General features: G+C 38.0%; 15 protein-coding genes, 3 pseudogenes and 1 other annotated feature. Of the genes and pseudogenes, 16 read left to right on the top strand and 2 right to left on the bottom strand.

Annotation, left to right across the window (positions count from 1 at the left end):
* Nucleotides 1-108 (top strand): annotated as a pseudogene (locus tag DYI81_RS16465) (IS5/IS1182 family transposase); the annotation flags it as partial.
* A gap of 45 nt (nt 109-153) precedes the next feature.
* Here DYI81_RS16465 and DYI81_RS16460 read toward each other — a convergent pair.
* Nucleotides 154-1,155: an AraC family transcriptional regulator gene (locus tag DYI81_RS16460; protein ID WP_117008133.1), complete on the bottom strand. Its 1,002-nt coding sequence runs from the start codon at nt 1,153-1,155 to the stop codon at nt 154-156.
* 120 nt (nt 1,156-1,275) lie between these two features.
* Between DYI81_RS16460 and DYI81_RS16455 the strand changes: the two genes are divergently transcribed.
* The 11 genes from DYI81_RS16455 to DYI81_RS16410 all read left to right on the top strand — a co-directional run bounded on the left by DYI81_RS16455 (nt 1,276) and on the right by DYI81_RS16410 (nt 12,211).
* Entirely contained in the window at nt 1,276-5,169 is a 3,894-nt protein-coding gene (locus tag DYI81_RS16455; protein ID WP_117008132.1) for a molybdopterin-dependent oxidoreductase, read from the top strand.
* 58 nt (nt 5,170-5,227) lie between these two features.
* Nucleotides 5,228-5,353 (top strand): hypothetical protein, encoded by a 126-nt coding sequence (locus tag DYI81_RS18260; RefSeq protein ID WP_265936314.1) that lies wholly within the window; start codon nt 5,228-5,230, stop codon nt 5,351-5,353.
* A complete protein-coding gene (locus DYI81_RS16450; RefSeq protein ID WP_117008131.1) occupies nt 5,354-5,998 on the top strand; it encodes an NTP transferase domain-containing protein in 645 nt (214 codons plus the stop codon).
* A gap of 116 nt (nt 5,999-6,114) precedes the next feature.
* A complete protein-coding gene (gene moaA, locus DYI81_RS16445) occupies nt 6,115-7,119 on the top strand; it encodes a GTP 3',8-cyclase MoaA (RefSeq protein WP_117008130.1) in 1,005 nt (334 codons plus the stop codon).
* Between the two features lies 1 nt (nt 7,120).
* Nucleotides 7,121-7,372 carry a MoaD/ThiS family protein gene (locus DYI81_RS16440; protein ID WP_117008129.1) on the top strand — a complete coding sequence of 84 codons (252 nt, stop codon included), beginning with the start codon at nt 7,121-7,123 and terminating at the stop codon, nt 7,370-7,372.
* 1 nt (nt 7,373) lies between these two features.
* Nucleotides 7,374-7,895, top strand: a complete 522-nt coding sequence (locus DYI81_RS16435) for a molybdenum cofactor biosynthesis protein MoaE (protein WP_117008128.1) — start codon at nt 7,374-7,376, stop codon at nt 7,893-7,895.
* 28 nt (nt 7,896-7,923) lie between these two features.
* On the top strand, nt 7,924-8,865 hold the full coding sequence (moaCB, locus tag DYI81_RS16430) for a bifunctional molybdenum cofactor biosynthesis protein MoaC/MoaB (protein ID WP_265936315.1): 942 nt from the start codon (nt 7,924-7,926) through the stop codon (nt 8,863-8,865).
* Entirely contained in the window at nt 8,865-10,094 is a 1,230-nt protein-coding gene (locus DYI81_RS16425; protein ID WP_117008126.1) for a molybdopterin molybdotransferase MoeA, read from the top strand. The genes moaCB and DYI81_RS16425 overlap by 1 nt, the downstream gene beginning before the upstream one ends.
* A gap of 20 nt (nt 10,095-10,114) precedes the next feature.
* Nucleotides 10,115-10,882: a molybdate ABC transporter substrate-binding protein gene (gene modA, locus DYI81_RS16420; RefSeq protein ID WP_117008125.1), complete on the top strand. Its 768-nt coding sequence runs from the start codon at nt 10,115-10,117 to the stop codon at nt 10,880-10,882.
* A 7-nt stretch (nt 10,883-10,889) separates the two neighbouring features.
* Complete coding sequence (modB, locus tag DYI81_RS16415) at nt 10,890-11,576, top strand: molybdate ABC transporter permease subunit (protein WP_117008124.1); 687 nt, start codon at nt 10,890-10,892, stop codon at nt 11,574-11,576.
* The gene (locus tag DYI81_RS16410; protein WP_117008123.1) at nt 11,576-12,211 is read left to right on the top strand and encodes an ATP-binding cassette domain-containing protein; all 636 of its coding nucleotides are present in this window, start codon (nt 11,576-11,578) and stop codon (nt 12,209-12,211) included. Before modB ends, DYI81_RS16410 begins: the two co-directional genes overlap by 1 nt.
* A gap of 107 nt (nt 12,212-12,318) precedes the next feature.
* On the opposite strand, the pseudogene DYI81_RS16405 reads toward DYI81_RS16410, so the two are convergent.
* A pseudogene (locus DYI81_RS16405) lies at nt 12,319-12,839 on the bottom strand (transposase); the annotation flags it as partial.
* Nucleotides 12,448-12,564 (bottom strand) — a sequence feature (AL1L pseudoknot). (Overlaps the previous pseudogene by 117 nt.)
* Before the next feature lie 73 nt (nt 12,840-12,912).
* On the opposite strand from DYI81_RS16405, the gene DYI81_RS17990 reads away from it, so the two are divergent.
* From DYI81_RS17990 to DYI81_RS16380, 4 genes and pseudogenes are all read left to right on the top strand, one after another.
* Complete coding sequence (locus tag DYI81_RS17990; RefSeq protein ID WP_117008122.1) at nt 12,913-13,104, top strand: hypothetical protein; 192 nt, start codon at nt 12,913-12,915, stop codon at nt 13,102-13,104.
* Nucleotides 13,095-13,196 (top strand): annotated as a pseudogene (locus DYI81_RS16390) (cell filamentation protein Fic); the annotation flags it as partial. The gene DYI81_RS17990 and the pseudogene DYI81_RS16390, both read left to right, overlap by 10 nt.
* Nucleotides 13,197-13,258: 62 nt before the next feature.
* On the top strand, nt 13,259-13,474 hold the full coding sequence (locus DYI81_RS16385; RefSeq protein ID WP_240627447.1) for a S16 family serine protease: 216 nt from the start codon (nt 13,259-13,261) through the stop codon (nt 13,472-13,474).
* Nucleotides 13,475-13,596: 122 nt separating this feature from the next.
* Nucleotides 13,597-14,619 carry a PDDEXK nuclease domain-containing protein gene (locus DYI81_RS16380; protein WP_117008121.1) on the top strand — a complete coding sequence of 341 codons (1,023 nt, stop codon included), beginning with the start codon at nt 13,597-13,599 and terminating at the stop codon, nt 14,617-14,619.
* Nucleotides 14,620-15,054 lie beyond the last annotated feature (435 nt).

Below are 15,054 nucleotides of genomic sequence, written 5' to 3'. Positions count from 1 at the left end.
AGAGGAATAGCAACACGATATGATAAGTTAAAGTGTAGCTATGAGGGTGCAGTTGCATTAGCTTGTATATTTATTTGGCTACCTTTATCGGGTAAATTCTATACTTGAAATGTCAACAGACCCTAATATACTTTTGAATATAAAATATGATTTTTATTTTACGCCATAATAGCTATTACGATATGTCGAAGGAGACAAACCTCCCCAACTTATGAATGCTCTAGTAAAAGCACTTTGTTCAGCATAGCCGAGCATCAATGATATTTCTGAAAGTGATAGAGTTTTATCTTGAAGATAAGTTTTAGCTAAGACAAAACGTGTATCTGCTAGTAAGGCACGATAACGAAAGCCTTGTTCGTCTAAACGTCTGTAAAAGGTTCGTAGTGATAAGCCTAATTTTTTTGCAATATCTTCTGCTTTATCTTGCTCATCCTGTAAACCCTCTTTAATTGCTTGTTTCACTAAGGAAAGGAAATCATTTCTTTCAGAAAAGTCATGAAGAAGTGCTGTTGCTTGTCTATCATATAAACTACGAAGATAGGGGTCACTTGTACTTATTTTCATTGAATATAATGATCTAGGTAAAGTAATTCCTACAGTATCTGTTTCAAATTTAACAGGACAACCTGAAAGGATTTCATAGATTTTGGGATCTCCATCAGGTTTATAGGGGAGTTCTACGTATTCAGGAGGTATATCACGCCCAATGAGTGCTTGATAGAAATTAATAAAAACCATGACTCCAAATTCACCCCAAATACCACGTGCTGTTGGATCATTCTGCCACCATCGTATCGTAATTTGTGTGTTCGTTGTTTCAAATGATGTGTTGAGTGTTGAATCGACTAATAGTTGGTGATGGTGATAACGGCGTAAAGCTTGCCCTAAACTTGAACAGGAAACTCCCATATATCCAACTACCCCAAAGTGTTCTGGTTTTAATCCACGACCAATTCTAAAGCCTAAAGCAGGTTGATTATAACGAGCTTTGATTAAAGTCAGTAAATGAAGAAAATCCTCTCTCGGCATCCGCCACTGATAACGTTCTTTGAATTGTTCTATTTTTGAAATAAGTTCGATATCGTCATAGTCATTGGATTCCAAATAGACGAGTAAAGTATTTAGAAAGCTAGATGAAACAAAGTTTTTTGACATATTTATCTTTTGACCGTGTCTTTGGCACAAAATGACAAATAGCCTAAATTTTGTCAATACACGTATTTTCTACTGCATTAATATTTTAGTGGTCTAAAGGGTGATGGTAGGTATTGGAAAATGGCATATGTAATTACTGGTGCATGTAGTGGCGCTAAATACACAAACTGTGTTGATGTTTGCCCCGTAAATGCATTTCGTGAGGGCGATAATATTCTCTATATCGACCCAGATGTTTGCATCAGTTGTAATGCTTGCTTAACCGAATGTCCTACACGTGCCATTTACCCAGAGTCATCCGTTCCAGAAGACCAAATTGAATATATTCAAATCAATGCTATTGAGTCGAAACGCCACCCTATTATTACCGAACGTAAAACTGAAAGTACGCAAAAGACTCAAGACATGATTGTATCTCATAAACGGTTTGCTGTTGTGGGGGCAGGTCCTTCTGGTTTCTTTGCCAGTGAAGCGTTACTTAAACAATATCCTGGCGCATATATTGATTTAATAGAAAAGCTTCCAACACCGTTTGGTCTAGTTCGCTTTGGTGTGGCACCTGATCACCCTGATATAAAATCTGTTTCAGGAAACTTTGCTCAGCTTGTCAAAAAGAACCCTAATCTTAAATTCTACGGTAATGTAGAAGTTGGTAAAGATATTGATAGGGAAACTTTGCTTAGAAACTATGATGCAATTATTTATACAACGGGCGGGTCAGCAAGCAAAGCATTAACTATTCAAGGTGCTTCAGCCTTGGGGATTTATGGTTCGGCTGAATTTGTTGGCTGGTATAATGGTCACCCTGAACAAGCGTTCCTTGCACCAAACTTAAACTGTAGCAGTATGTCTATTATTGGTATGGGAAATGTTGCACTTGATATTGCACGTATTGTTTGTTTACCTGAAGAGGAGCTACATAAAACAGATATTGCTGATCATGCTTTACAAATGATCGTTAAAAGTCGCATTCAAACAGTGAATGTGATTGCTCGAAAGGGACCTGCTCAAGCGGCATTTACACCTAAAGAATTACGACAATTGATCAACCATTCTGGAATTGACCTTAAGGTTAATCCCCTGGATCTGGCATTGGATCAAGCAACAGAAGCCTTCTTGGATTTGCCCGAAAATAGTGAAGCGAAGGAAAATGTGGCTTTGCTGCGCAGTATTCTAAAACGAGAAGTTAAAGCAGAAAAAACCATTCAATTCATTTTTAATGCTAATCCGGAAGAGGTCATTCACACTGATCAAGGTATTCAAGGTTTAAAAGTTGGGATTAATAAAGTCACTTTAGATTCTGAACAAAATATTGCCGTGGAAGCCACAGGTGAAAGTAAAACACTGGAAACAGGTGTAATCATTAGTGCAACGGGTTATCAAGGCAAATCTATATTGGGTCTAAAATTTGATGCAATGCGCGGTACGATAGTTCATCGTGAAGGCAGAGCATTGCTGGCAAATGATAGCCTTTCGGAAAAGGAATATGTTGCAGGTTGGATTAAGCGTGGTGCGAGTGGTGTAATTGGTACAAATAAGCAATGTGCTGTGAATACTGTTAAAACACTTGTGGCTGATTTAGATGAAAAAAATACTGATTCGAAGATTGATGAACCCATTTCACTTAAAAAATATTTGAGTCAAAAAGGCGTTCATTTTTTCACATTTTCTGATTGGATTGCATTAGATATCCATGAGATGAAGTTAGGCCTTTCTGTTGGTCGTCCTCGTCGTAAGTTAATTGATATAGAGGAAATGATGCATGTTAAATCAGCAAATCAAGCACTAATCGCTAAAGCAACTTCTGAGAATGAAAATGTGGTATCTGTAAAAAACTATGATTCATCTCAACCGATTCAGACACACTATCGTACTTGTACACTTTGTGAGGCAATGTGTGGCATTGTTGTTGAGTATCAAGGTGAAAAGATTATTTCGATAGCAGGAGATCAGCATGATAAACATAGTGATGGGCATATTTGCCCTAAAGGATATGCCTTACAGGATTTACATAATGATCCAGATCGTTTAAAAACCCCGAAAAAGCGAATCGGTGATCAGTGGATTGATATTGATTGGGATGAGGCATTAGAAGAAGTCGCACAGCGAATTGTCATGATTCAAAAAAAATATGGAAATGATGCTGTAGCTGCTTATTGGGGTAATCCCGCCTCGCATAATATTGAGGTCATGATCAATATGGGCCCCTTTAAAAAAGCACTTGCTTCAAAGAATATGTTTACGGCATCAAGCCTTGACCAAATGCCACATATGTTGACCTCATATTTGATGTATGGTCATAGTATGAATTTTACGATTCCTGATATTGATCGCACAGACTATATGCTAATGCTTGGGGCAAATCCTGCGGCATCGAATGGTAGTTTGATGACGGCTGGCGATATCTTAGGGCGTTTAGAACGTATTAAGGCACGTGGTGGTAAATTAGTCTTAGTTGACCCTCGTCGAACTGAGACAGCTTTATATGCGAGTGAACATCATTTTATTAAACCTGGAAGTGATGCACTGTTTCTACTTGGACTGATTCAAGTCATTTTTTCTAAAGGCTTAGCTCATGTTCAGTCCAAGCTTCCACTAAATGGAAATATCAAAGATATAGAATCTTTGGTTAATACAATTCCATTAACCAAAATTTCAGAGCTAACGCATATTCCTGTCGCAGAAATAGAACGTATTGCTGTGGAATTTGCAACAGCAGAAAAATCTGTATGTTATGGTCGAATGGGAATCGCAGCCCAAGAGTTCGGTGCTCTGAATCATTGGCTCATCCAGCTTCTCAATATTGTTACTGGGAATTTAGACAGTGTAGGAGGGATGATGTTTACGACACCTGCGATAGATATGACTGATATTGCGGGTCGGGGCAGTTTCGCAAGTTTTTACAGTCGGGTGCGTAAATTACCAGAGTTTAATCGTGAGTTACCATCTGCGACTTTGGCTGATGAAATGCTTACATCTGGTGAGGGGCAGGTCAAAGCTTTTGTTGTTACGGCAGGCAATCCTGTGATTTCAACACCCAATGGCATCCGTTTGGAGCAAGCATTGGCTAATTTGGAGTTTATGGTCGCGATCGATTTTTATATTAATGAGACTACAAAACATGCTGATATTATTCTTCCACCATGTGGACCATTTGAGCATCCACTTTATGATCTAGTTTTTACTAATTTAGCTGTTCGAAATGTGACAAGATTCTCTGAACCACTCTTCAAGAAAAAAAGTTTTATGCGTTCTGATGCACAAATCTATACAGTTTTGACCAATCGTATTGAAGAGTTAAAAGCTGGTAAACAAAAAGTTTTCTCTAAATTAAAAATGAAGCAAAAACATAAGCTAAAGGAATTGATGACGATTGAGCGTATTGTCGATATGGGACTACGTAATGGTTATTATGGTGGTGGTTGGAAGAGCTATATTACAGGTGAAGGCTTAACTTTAGAGAAACTCAAACAATATAAACATGGACTAGATCTAGGAGCGCTTGAACCTCGTTTACCAGATAAACTTTTTACCCAAGATAAAAAAATAAATTTATTTCCACAACAATTCGTCAATGATTTGAATCGTTTACAGGATTACATTAAACGGCATGAACATGTGCAGAAATTGACTCTAATTGGTCGGCGTGATTTGCGCACAAACAATTCATGGATGCACAATAGTCAACGGTTAGTAAAAGGTAAAAATCGTTGTGATTTGTTTATACATCCACAAACAGCAAATGTTTATAGTATTGAACATGGAGAACAAGTCTATATTACGAGTGAGATTGGTGCGTTAAAAGTTACTATAGCTGTCACAGAAGATATTATGCCAAATGTAGTCAGCTTACCGCATGGATGGGGACATCATCGAAAAGGTATGCAACTCTCAATCGCTTCATCTAATCCTGGTATCAGTGTAAATGATATTACAGACCATAACTTTATTGATACCTTATCGGGAAATGCGGCACTCAACGGTATTCCTGTTGAATTGCAAAAAATATTTTAGTATTTTTTCGAAGATAGCTTTATCAGAAATGTTGATGATAATCACATTGAAGTTTTTTATGCTGTATTTCAGTACTTTGATTGGCTTTGAACTTTATGTGATTAAAATTTTGGGTGGTAATTGTGGTTCATGTTTACCTGAAATACGTGGCTTGATTAAAGCTTGTCAGGCGGAGGGTGTGTAGATGCCAAAACAAGATACTGTAGACTCGAAATACTCATATACATATCCAAAGACGGATCTAGTGATTTTAGCTGGTGGGCAAGCTAGACGAATGAATGGGGTGAATAAACTGTTGCAAACTTTTGATCAGCAAATTCAACTCATCAAGATTTATCAGCAATTGAAGTCTCAGGTGAATGATATTTGGATTAATAGTCATCGTGATTATTCAACTTATCGGCTTTTAGTGCCTCAAGTGCAATGTTATCAGGATGATGAAACAAGTTTTCAAGGGCCCTTAATGGGAATCAAAAGTGCATGGTCACATGTTGGTGCAGATTATGTTTTATTCATACCTTGTGATGTGACTGAAATACCAAAACAACTTCTTAAAAAGTTGCACCAAGCATTAGCACAGGATTCTTCAGCAAAAGTGGTGTATGCCAATATGAATGGCATTGCACTTTATCCCTTGTGTTTAATTAAACGCTGTGCTTTGGCGCAAATTGAAGAATCTATTGCACAACAACAGCGCAGTTTAAAGCAATGTTTTTCAAAAATGTCTGCTCAGATAGCAGATTTTGAGGATGAAACTTTAATGTTGCACAGCATTAATTCATTAGACGAATTACAACAGTACAAACAACTAAAATCGCTTCAAATTTGAAAAATTTATGAGAGTATAAATTTGGAACATTTATTGCTGTTTACACAGGGTCAAACGCATTAAACAGAATTTAAACCCTAGGTATAGTGTAACCATTCCCAGAGATGTTGATAAATATGATGCAGCTTCATGAAAGAAAAGCATATTGGATTGATCAATATGGTCGGCAAAAACGCAAACTTCGAATTTCAGTGACCGATCGCTGTAATTTTAAGTGTATCTATTGCATGCCAGAGCATCCGACATGGGAAAAAAAACATGACTTGCTGAGTTTTGAGCAGCTTTTCACTTTTTGCAGATTGATGGTGGAAAACGGCATTGAGTTTATTCGTATTACAGGTGGTGAGCCTTTAATGCGTCAAGGAGTCGTACATTTTGTTCGGGATTTACAAAAATTGCGTCCTTTGGGTTTAAAACGTATTTCGTTGACGACCAACGGGCATTATCTATCAGATTATGCGCAGGCACTTCAGCAAGCAGGTTTAGATGATCTAAATATTAGTTTAGATAGTTTAAATCCGACTACGTTTCAACAATTAACTCAAAAATCAATCGAGCCTGTGCTATCTGGAATTAATGCAGCCAAAGCGGTTGGTTTACCAATCAAAATCAATAGTGTGTTAATTAAAGGTGTCAACGATCATGAGATTTCAAACCTAATTAAATGGTCAATTGAGCAAAATATTACTCTGAGATTTATTGAATTTATGCCGTTGGATGGTGACCGAAACTGGAATGCAGCACATGTGGTGAGTGAAGCTGAAATATTGGCTGCATTAAAAATACACTTCAATGTCACTTGTTTAAGTTCTCAAGGCGCTGATCCTGCTCGGCAATATCTTGCTAATGGTCATTCTTTTGGAATTATTTCAACCATTACTCATTCGTTTTGTAGTCGCTGTGACCGTGTTCGTTTAACAGCAAAAGGTGAGTTCTATACATGCCTGTTTGCTACACAAGGCATTGCTTTGAAACCTTATATTCAACAGCTTGAAAGTCAAGATTCGACTGAGCTTCTAGCATTACTACAAAAATATATTTGGCAGAAAAAATCCGGTTATGCTGAGATTTTTCGCTATACCCAAACCCGAAAAATTAGCATGCATATGCTAGGAGGTTAGCGTGACCACTATCGAGATTAAAATTGAAAGTTTTGGCGCAATTGAACGCCTAATTCCATATCAATTTAGCCTGAATTGTGAACCAGAAATCCTGATTGGTGATGTATTTGCTGAACTTGCTGTGTTATTCCCGAAAAGTCAGCTATTACTCGATCAATGTGCCTGTGCGATTGGTGAAAATATTGTGCCACGCCATTATACGATAGAACATTCAACGACTTTGGTGCTGTTATCACCTGTGGCAGGAGGTTGAGATGTCATTACAGTTGAAAAACTTTGACCGTATTCAGGATACATTCTTAACTCACGATGCCTTTGATCCGATTCAGTGTTTCCCAGAATGTGGCGGGATTGGAATTTTTGTGGGTACTGTCCGCAATCATCATGAAGGCAAAGCAGTGAAAGCACTGAGATATACATCCTACGCACCTGTAGCGGAAAAAATGATTCGTGAAATTGAACAAGAGATTCAAGCCAGACACGATGTGTCTTATGTACGGGTGATTCATCGAATTGGCTATTTAGATATTGGTGATACTGCAATTATTGCCATGGTTTATGCACCGCATCGCCGTGAAGCCTTTGCTGCCTGTGAAGAAGCAGTAGAACGAGTCAAGCATGAAGTGCCTGTATGGAAAGAAGAGTTCTATATGGATGGTAGTAGTCAATATGTGGCGGGGTGCTGTATTCGGAAAGATCATTCGCCTGAAGTTGAACAACATCAGAAAAAAATTGTTCATTCACATGCGCATTGTCAGCATGAACATCATGCTTAAAGAACAGTCATTATTATTTTGAAATGTAATTAAAGGGAAAAGCGTCATGAAAAATGTCGGAATGAAAGCAGACAGTTACCGTACCGCGGTGGCTACAGGCATTTTACATGCGCCAGCACATTGTATTGAATTATTGAGAATAGGTAATACAGAAAAAGGCGATGCCCTAAAAACTGCACGTATTGCTGGTATTTTGGCGGCTAAAAAAACTGATGAACTTATTCCACTTTGTCATCCTTTGCCTATCTATCGTGCAGATGTGGAGTATGTACTAGCAGAAAATTACGTTGAAATTATTGCAACTGTAGAAACTATTGGTCCAACAGGGGTGGAAATGGAGGCATTGACTGCGGTGAGTTTGGCAGGACTAACCATCTATGACATGTTAAAACCACATTGTGAACCTGAAGATTTATTATTAGATCAGATTAAATTACAAAAGAAAAAAGGTGGAAAATCGCATTTTACCCGTGCGTTAAAAGAAAGTTTGTCAGCATCAATTATTGTTTTATCTGATACGGTTGCTGCAGGCAAAAAACCGGATACAGCAGGGCAACATGTTTTAGAGATTTTGGAAGAAGCAAATTTTAAAGATATTCATTATCAAGTGATTCCTGATTCACCAGAGCAGCTATTAAATTTGATTGAACAACAAAAAAATCAATATCCATTAATTGTAACGGTAGGTGGTACAGGGCTTGGGCCTAAAGATTTAACAGTTGAAACTATTCAACCTTTATTAAAAAGAGAAATACCAGGCTTAATGGAAGCTTCACGTAATTTCGGGCAGCGCCGTACCCCTTATGCAGCCTTGAGTCGTGGTGTAGCAGGATATATTGATCAAAGTCTTGTAATTACTCTACCAGGCAGTCGTCAAGGGGCATTGGAGTCCTTAACAGCAATTTTACCCGCTTTAGTTCATCTATTTGATGTGCAGAAAAATATTCCTCATGTTGGAGGATATCAATAATGTCAGGATGTGGTGCAGAACAAGGGTTAATTACTGTAGATCAAGCCTTAGCAAAAGTGATCGCTAGTGTGAAATCTTTACCAAGTGAAGTCTTGCCCTTAAAAAGTGCGTTAAATCGCTATTTGGCAAAAGATATCTTCTCAGCGACCGAATTACCCTTGTTTAGTCAAAGTGCCGTGGATGGATATGCCATTTGTACATCACATTCAGTTAAGCAAGATGAATACTTTGAATTGACACGGGAAATTCGTGCAGGTCAAGTCGTAAATGTAGCGCTTAAACAGGGGCAAGCAGTCCGTATTTTTACTGGTGGCAAGATTCCGCATGGCACGACAACGGTAGCGCGCCAAGAAATCGTAAAGTGTAATGGTCAGACTCAAATTCAATTGATTCAAGAATTAAATCTAGATGTGGATATACGTCATCGTGGGGAAGAAATTGAATTGGGGCAGTGCGTCGCAAACCAAGGACAGCGTTTGCATGTGGGGGCGATTGCTGCATTAAGTATGTTAGGTATTGAGCAAGTTGAGGTTAGGGCTTATCCGAAAGTTGCGGTAATCATTACAGGTGATGAAATTACAACTTCAATAGCAGAACTTCAAGCAGGTCAGGTTTTTGACGCCAATGGCCCAATGCTCAGGGCTTGGTTTGCTGATCGTCAGCAAACTGTTGAGGTGTTTCATGTAACCGATGAAAAAGAGCAAGTTAAAGCAACAATTGCACAACTCGCTCAAGACTATGATGTGATTTTCACTACAGGTGGTGTATCTGTAGGGGATTATGATTTTATTCGACCGGTCAGTTTGGAACTTGGCTTTGAGCAGATATTTTGGAAAGTCAAACAAAAACCAGGCAAACCTATGTTGTTCGCCAAGTTGGCTAGAAATCAACAATTACCATGTTATTTGATGGGGTTGCCTGGTAATCCTGCTGCTGTTTATGTCGGAATGCAGATTTATGGCGCAACTTTACTAGATGCTTTACAAGGGCACAAACAGTCTATTAATTGGTTCACCGCACGTTTGACACATCCCATAAAAGCAGATCAACGAGAACGTTTTTTACGTATGCAGATGATGACTGTGCATGGAGAAATCCGAGTATCAAGCTTAGCAAAACAACAATCACATATGTTATCTAATTTAATGCAAGCCAATTGTTTGGTGCGTATTCCTGCTGGTATGACTTTGGATGCAGGTACGTGCGTACAAGGTGTGATGATTTCATAAATATTTGGTCGGAAGATGCTATGAAAAAAGCTTTAACTGCTTTTCTATTATTCAGCTTAATTTTGCCATCACACGTGTGGGCAGATGTCAAAATTTATGCTGCATCGAGCCTGAATAATGCTGTCGGCGACATTATTGCAAAATACCAACAGCATCACCCTGAACGAAAGGTGATTCCTGTTTATGCATCATCATCAATGTTAGCCAAGCAAATTCAGGCAGGCGCATCCAGTGATTTATTCTTTTCTGCAGATAATGATTGGATGAACTATTTGATAAAACAACAAAAAGTTGAAGCTCAACAGACTAAGACTTTGTTACGGAATGATTTGGTATTGATTGCACCCAAAAATGAGTTACCACGAGGGAAATTTCAGCCCAATAAAAGCTTCAGATTTTCTCGTTGGTTGAATGGTTATCTATGTACTGGACAAATGCAGTCCGTACCAGCGGGTAAATATGCAAAACAAAGCCTGACTTATTATGCTTGGTTGGACAGTTTAAAAGGTCGGGTGGTAGAAACAGATAATGTACGTGCAGCGCTTAGCTTTGTAGAGCGAGGTGAATGCAAACTTGGCATTGTATATCGTACCGATGCCTTGATCAGTAAAAAAGTCAGCATTGTAGGAAGATTACCTAAAAATTCACATCAAGCCATTCATTATCCCTTAGCCTTAACACGTCAAGGGCAGAAAAATCCTGAAGCCATACACCTCTATAACTACCTTATTCACCATATAGACAGTCAAAAAGTATTTGAACATTATGGCTTTGGTTTAATGAGGTAGTCGTGCCATGTTAAGTCCAGAAGAGCTCAGTGCGATATATTTATCTGCCAAAGTGGCCAGTTTTGCCACAGTGATTTCTTTGCCTTTTGCTATTGGACTAGCATGGGTGTTGGCACGCTATGAGTTTAAATTGAAATTCTTGTGTGAAGCTCTACTGCAAATGCCAATGGTTTTACCTCCTGTGGTCTTAGGTTATCTCTTACTACTTATGTTTGGGCAGCAAGGAATATTTGGACAATTTCTTCAGAAATTTGGAATTAGCTTGGTCTTTAACTGGAAAGGCGCAGTTTTAGCATCAATTATTGTGGCATTTCCTTTGATGGTTCAACCAATTCGCTTGTCTTTTCAAATGATCAATCGGCAATTGGAACAAGTCGCAGGTTCGCTAGGAGTACATCCTTATAAAGTATTTCTGAGTGTTAGCTTACCGCTTGCACTTCCTGGAATATTGATTGGCAGTATTTTATGTTTTAGTCGCAGTCTTGGTGAGTTTGGTGCAACCATTACTTTTGTTGGGAATATTCCTTCAGAAACTCGTACCGTGCCCATCGCCATTTATACATTGCTGCAACAACCAGAAGGCGAGGTGATGGCCATGCGACTTGTGGTGCTATCTATGCTTCTGGCCTTTACAGCACTGTTGGCAAATTATTTTATTTTACAGCGCTATCAAAAAAGGCTTGGGGGTGTTTGATGCTGACTTGCCAATTCAAATATCAATTGCCCGATTTTGTGTTAGATGTTGATTTTTGCATGCAACAGCAAGTTCAAGGAATTGTTGGTGCTTCAGGCAGTGGTAAAAGTACTATTTTAAAAAATATTGCAGGGCTTTTAACACCTTCAAATGGTCTGATTCAATTAAACGATCAGTTGCTGTTTAGTGCAGAAAAAGAACTTTTAGTTCCAATGCATCGTCGTAATATAGCTTTAATATTTCAGCAAGCATTGTTATTTGCACATTTAAATGTATTGCAAAATTTAAAATATGCACATAAATGGGCGAAACACAAAACATCACATTTTGAGTTAGATGACATAGTTAATTTACTTGAACTCAAGCCCTTATTACAGCGTAAAGCGCATCAACTTTCAGGCGGAGAGGCACAACGTGTATCTATTGGAAGGGCACTGTTATCTTCACCACAACTAATACTTTTAGATGAGCCTTTAACAGGTCTGGATTTGCGCTTAAGACAACAAATTTTAGATTTTTTAAAAATTGTCAAAGAAGAAACAGAAATTCCAATGCTCTATGTTACGCATCACCCTGAAGAAATTGAGTTTTTGCAAGGTGAAATATTGGATGTGGATCAAGGGAAATTACATTAAACCAAAATCTATACAGACTAAGGGTAGAACAATTTATGGAATTTTTTCCAATTTCATTAAAACTCAAGGGTCAGCCATGTTTAATTGTGGGGGGAACTGAATCTGCTTACACCATACCGACTTGAACTTTCCTTCCAAATTCGTTTAATCTCCTCAGCATGATGCAAATCATGCAGAGCACGTTTCGCTCGATGTTCTGGGTTATCAACGAGATCTAAAGCCCGATAATAGGTCGAAGCTGCAATCGGTAAAATTCTACAAATCGCTTCAACACCATATAAGTCTTTATTGTTATGGATGAAATCCACCATTATTTGTGTGGGCGGTCGAGCTCCGCCTGGGCGAAAAAAGCGGCTGCTTTACGTAGAATTTCATTGGCGCGTTGCAGTTCTTTATTTTCGCGTTCGAGTTGTTTGATACGTTCTTGGTCTGAAAGTTGCTGTACTTTAACTGGATTTTGTTTATCTAAATATTTTTGATACCAAACACGTAGTGTTTCAGGAGTACAACCGATTTTAGGAGCAATAACTGTGATCGCAGCCCAATTCGATGGATAATCTTTTTCAGATTCCATCAATAATTGAACCGCTCTTTCACTGATTTCAGGGGTATATTTTAATTTTGTCATCGGGGTAGTCTCTCAGAATATTGACTCTCCGACAAACCCGGTACGGTTCACTATAGATTGTGTAGATGAACTTGTGAATGATCATGAGGTAGAAATTCGCAAAGCTTGTGCTCGATATTATGAGGGTGCTACTCAATTAATAAATGATGAAGATCCAGAAGTTAGAAAAATTTGTGCTGAACATTATCAATGTGCATTAGGTTTGGTAAATGATATTGATACAGGAGTGAGATCAATAGCGAAGATAACAGTAGAGAGGTGGTGAGACTGTAAATAAAACTAAGGAAAGCCAATCGTATCCGTACCATTAAAGGTTCACTTGCGATTGAAGGAAATACTTTAAGTACAAAACAAATCGAGGGTGTAAATAATTCTGTGTAAATACAGTTTTAAAAATACTTGGTTACACGCTCTTGGCTGTGTTTGGTGAAGTAGGTTTGTCTGGCGAGATTCGGTCTGTACCCAATGCACAGGAACGTATAAAGGAAGCACAAAAGAACGGATTTAAAACTGTAGTCGTACCTAAAGTGAATCAGCCCAAACAGCTTATAGATTCTATAAAAGTGATTGCTGTGGAGTATTTATACCAAGTCTTACAGGCCGTTTTTGAAAATGATGCTTTGGTTGTAAATTAAGCGACAGTAAAAATCCTTTAGTTCAACTTATGCTATGCTTTCATGTCGTCATGGATAAAGCAATGAATCAAGTTGTTATGCCAAATTTACCAAGATAGATGCTGATCTGATTAGGTTCTTTTATGAGTAATGAAATAGCAATTGAAACATACCAATCATTGTTAGAGGATATAAAAAATACAATACAACAAACACGGTTACGAACAGCCCTTGCTGTAAATGCTGAAATGATATTGCTTTATTGGCAAACAGGAAAAATGATAGCCGAACGCCAGCAGCAGCAGGGCTGGTCAGCAAAGGTTATTCCACGACTAGCAGCAGACTTACAGCATGAATTTACTAGCCTAAAAGGCTTTTCAGAACGGAACTTAGGTTATATGTTACGTTTTGCTTTGGAGTATCCAGAAACCTCAATTTTGCAACAGCCTGTTGCAAAATTGCCGTGGGGGCACAATATTTTATTAATGGAAAAAATCAAGGATAAAGAAGTCCGTCATTGGTATATGCAACAAACCGTTGAAAAAAATTGGTCAAGGGATTTATTGTTGAATGCCATCAAAATGGATATGTATAGTCAAACCCAGACACAATTAAAATCGAACAATTTTAACACCACACTTCCTGCAACTCATGCAGACTATGCCAATGAGATATTCCACGACCAATACAATCTTGGATTTTTAGGAATCACAGAACCCATCAAGGAGCTGGAACTAGAAAGACGTTTGATTGAGAAGATCAAATATTTCATATTGGAGCTTGGTAAAGGATTTACCTTTATTGGTAATCAGTACCGATTGGAATATAACGGTAAAGAATACTTTGTAGATATGCTGTTCTTTCATCGTGGCTTGCGAAGCCTTGTTGCGATTGAATTAAAGATAGGAGGTTTTAAGGCGGAATACGTTGGTAAAATGAACCTATATCTATCGTTGCTTGATAGGCTAGAAAAAGATGAAAACGAAAATCAGTCTATTGGCATAATTCTTTGTGCTGATAAAGATCATTTAGATGTCGAGATTGCCTTGCAGGATGTAGGTAAGCCTATCGGGGTAGCTGAGTATCAACTCCTATTACCTAAAGATAAACTGCAAACTTTAGTATCCAATGAATTAAAAAAATTTGAGTTGATTGATGATGAGTAAGCTGAAAGTGATGTTTAATAGATAGCTATCAGGCTATTCACGGCAATTTAGTTTAGAATGAACAAGGATTGAACAAACGAGTTGGTGGATTTTTGAAGCAGTAAAAATAGCAGTAAAAAACTGAATATTTATTTTATTTATTATTATTTTTCAATGTCTTATTGTTTTAATGTGACTAACACCGCTTCCGCCAAATTCTAAAAACCCCAGTCGAAAGATTGGGGTTTTTTATTGTTGATGATTTTAAATAAACGGATAGTGAACACATTTAAACGTTAAAGATTCGATGATTTATCCATAGCTATTCTTTAGGGTCTGTTGACATTTTCTGTTCAAAAAAATAGCGAGAAAGTAAAATTTAATCGCCAAACCAAATTTACTTCTCGCTATGCCTCGTACAATGCTGAATGATCAACACTGGTCTAAGTTACTTTC

The sequence above is a fragment of the Acinetobacter sp. SWAC5 genome, assembly GCF_003419885.1.
GTDB classification, from domain to species: Bacteria; Pseudomonadota; Gammaproteobacteria; order Pseudomonadales; family Moraxellaceae; genus Acinetobacter; species Acinetobacter cumulans.
This window is presented reverse-complemented; position numbering and strand designations above follow the sequence as displayed.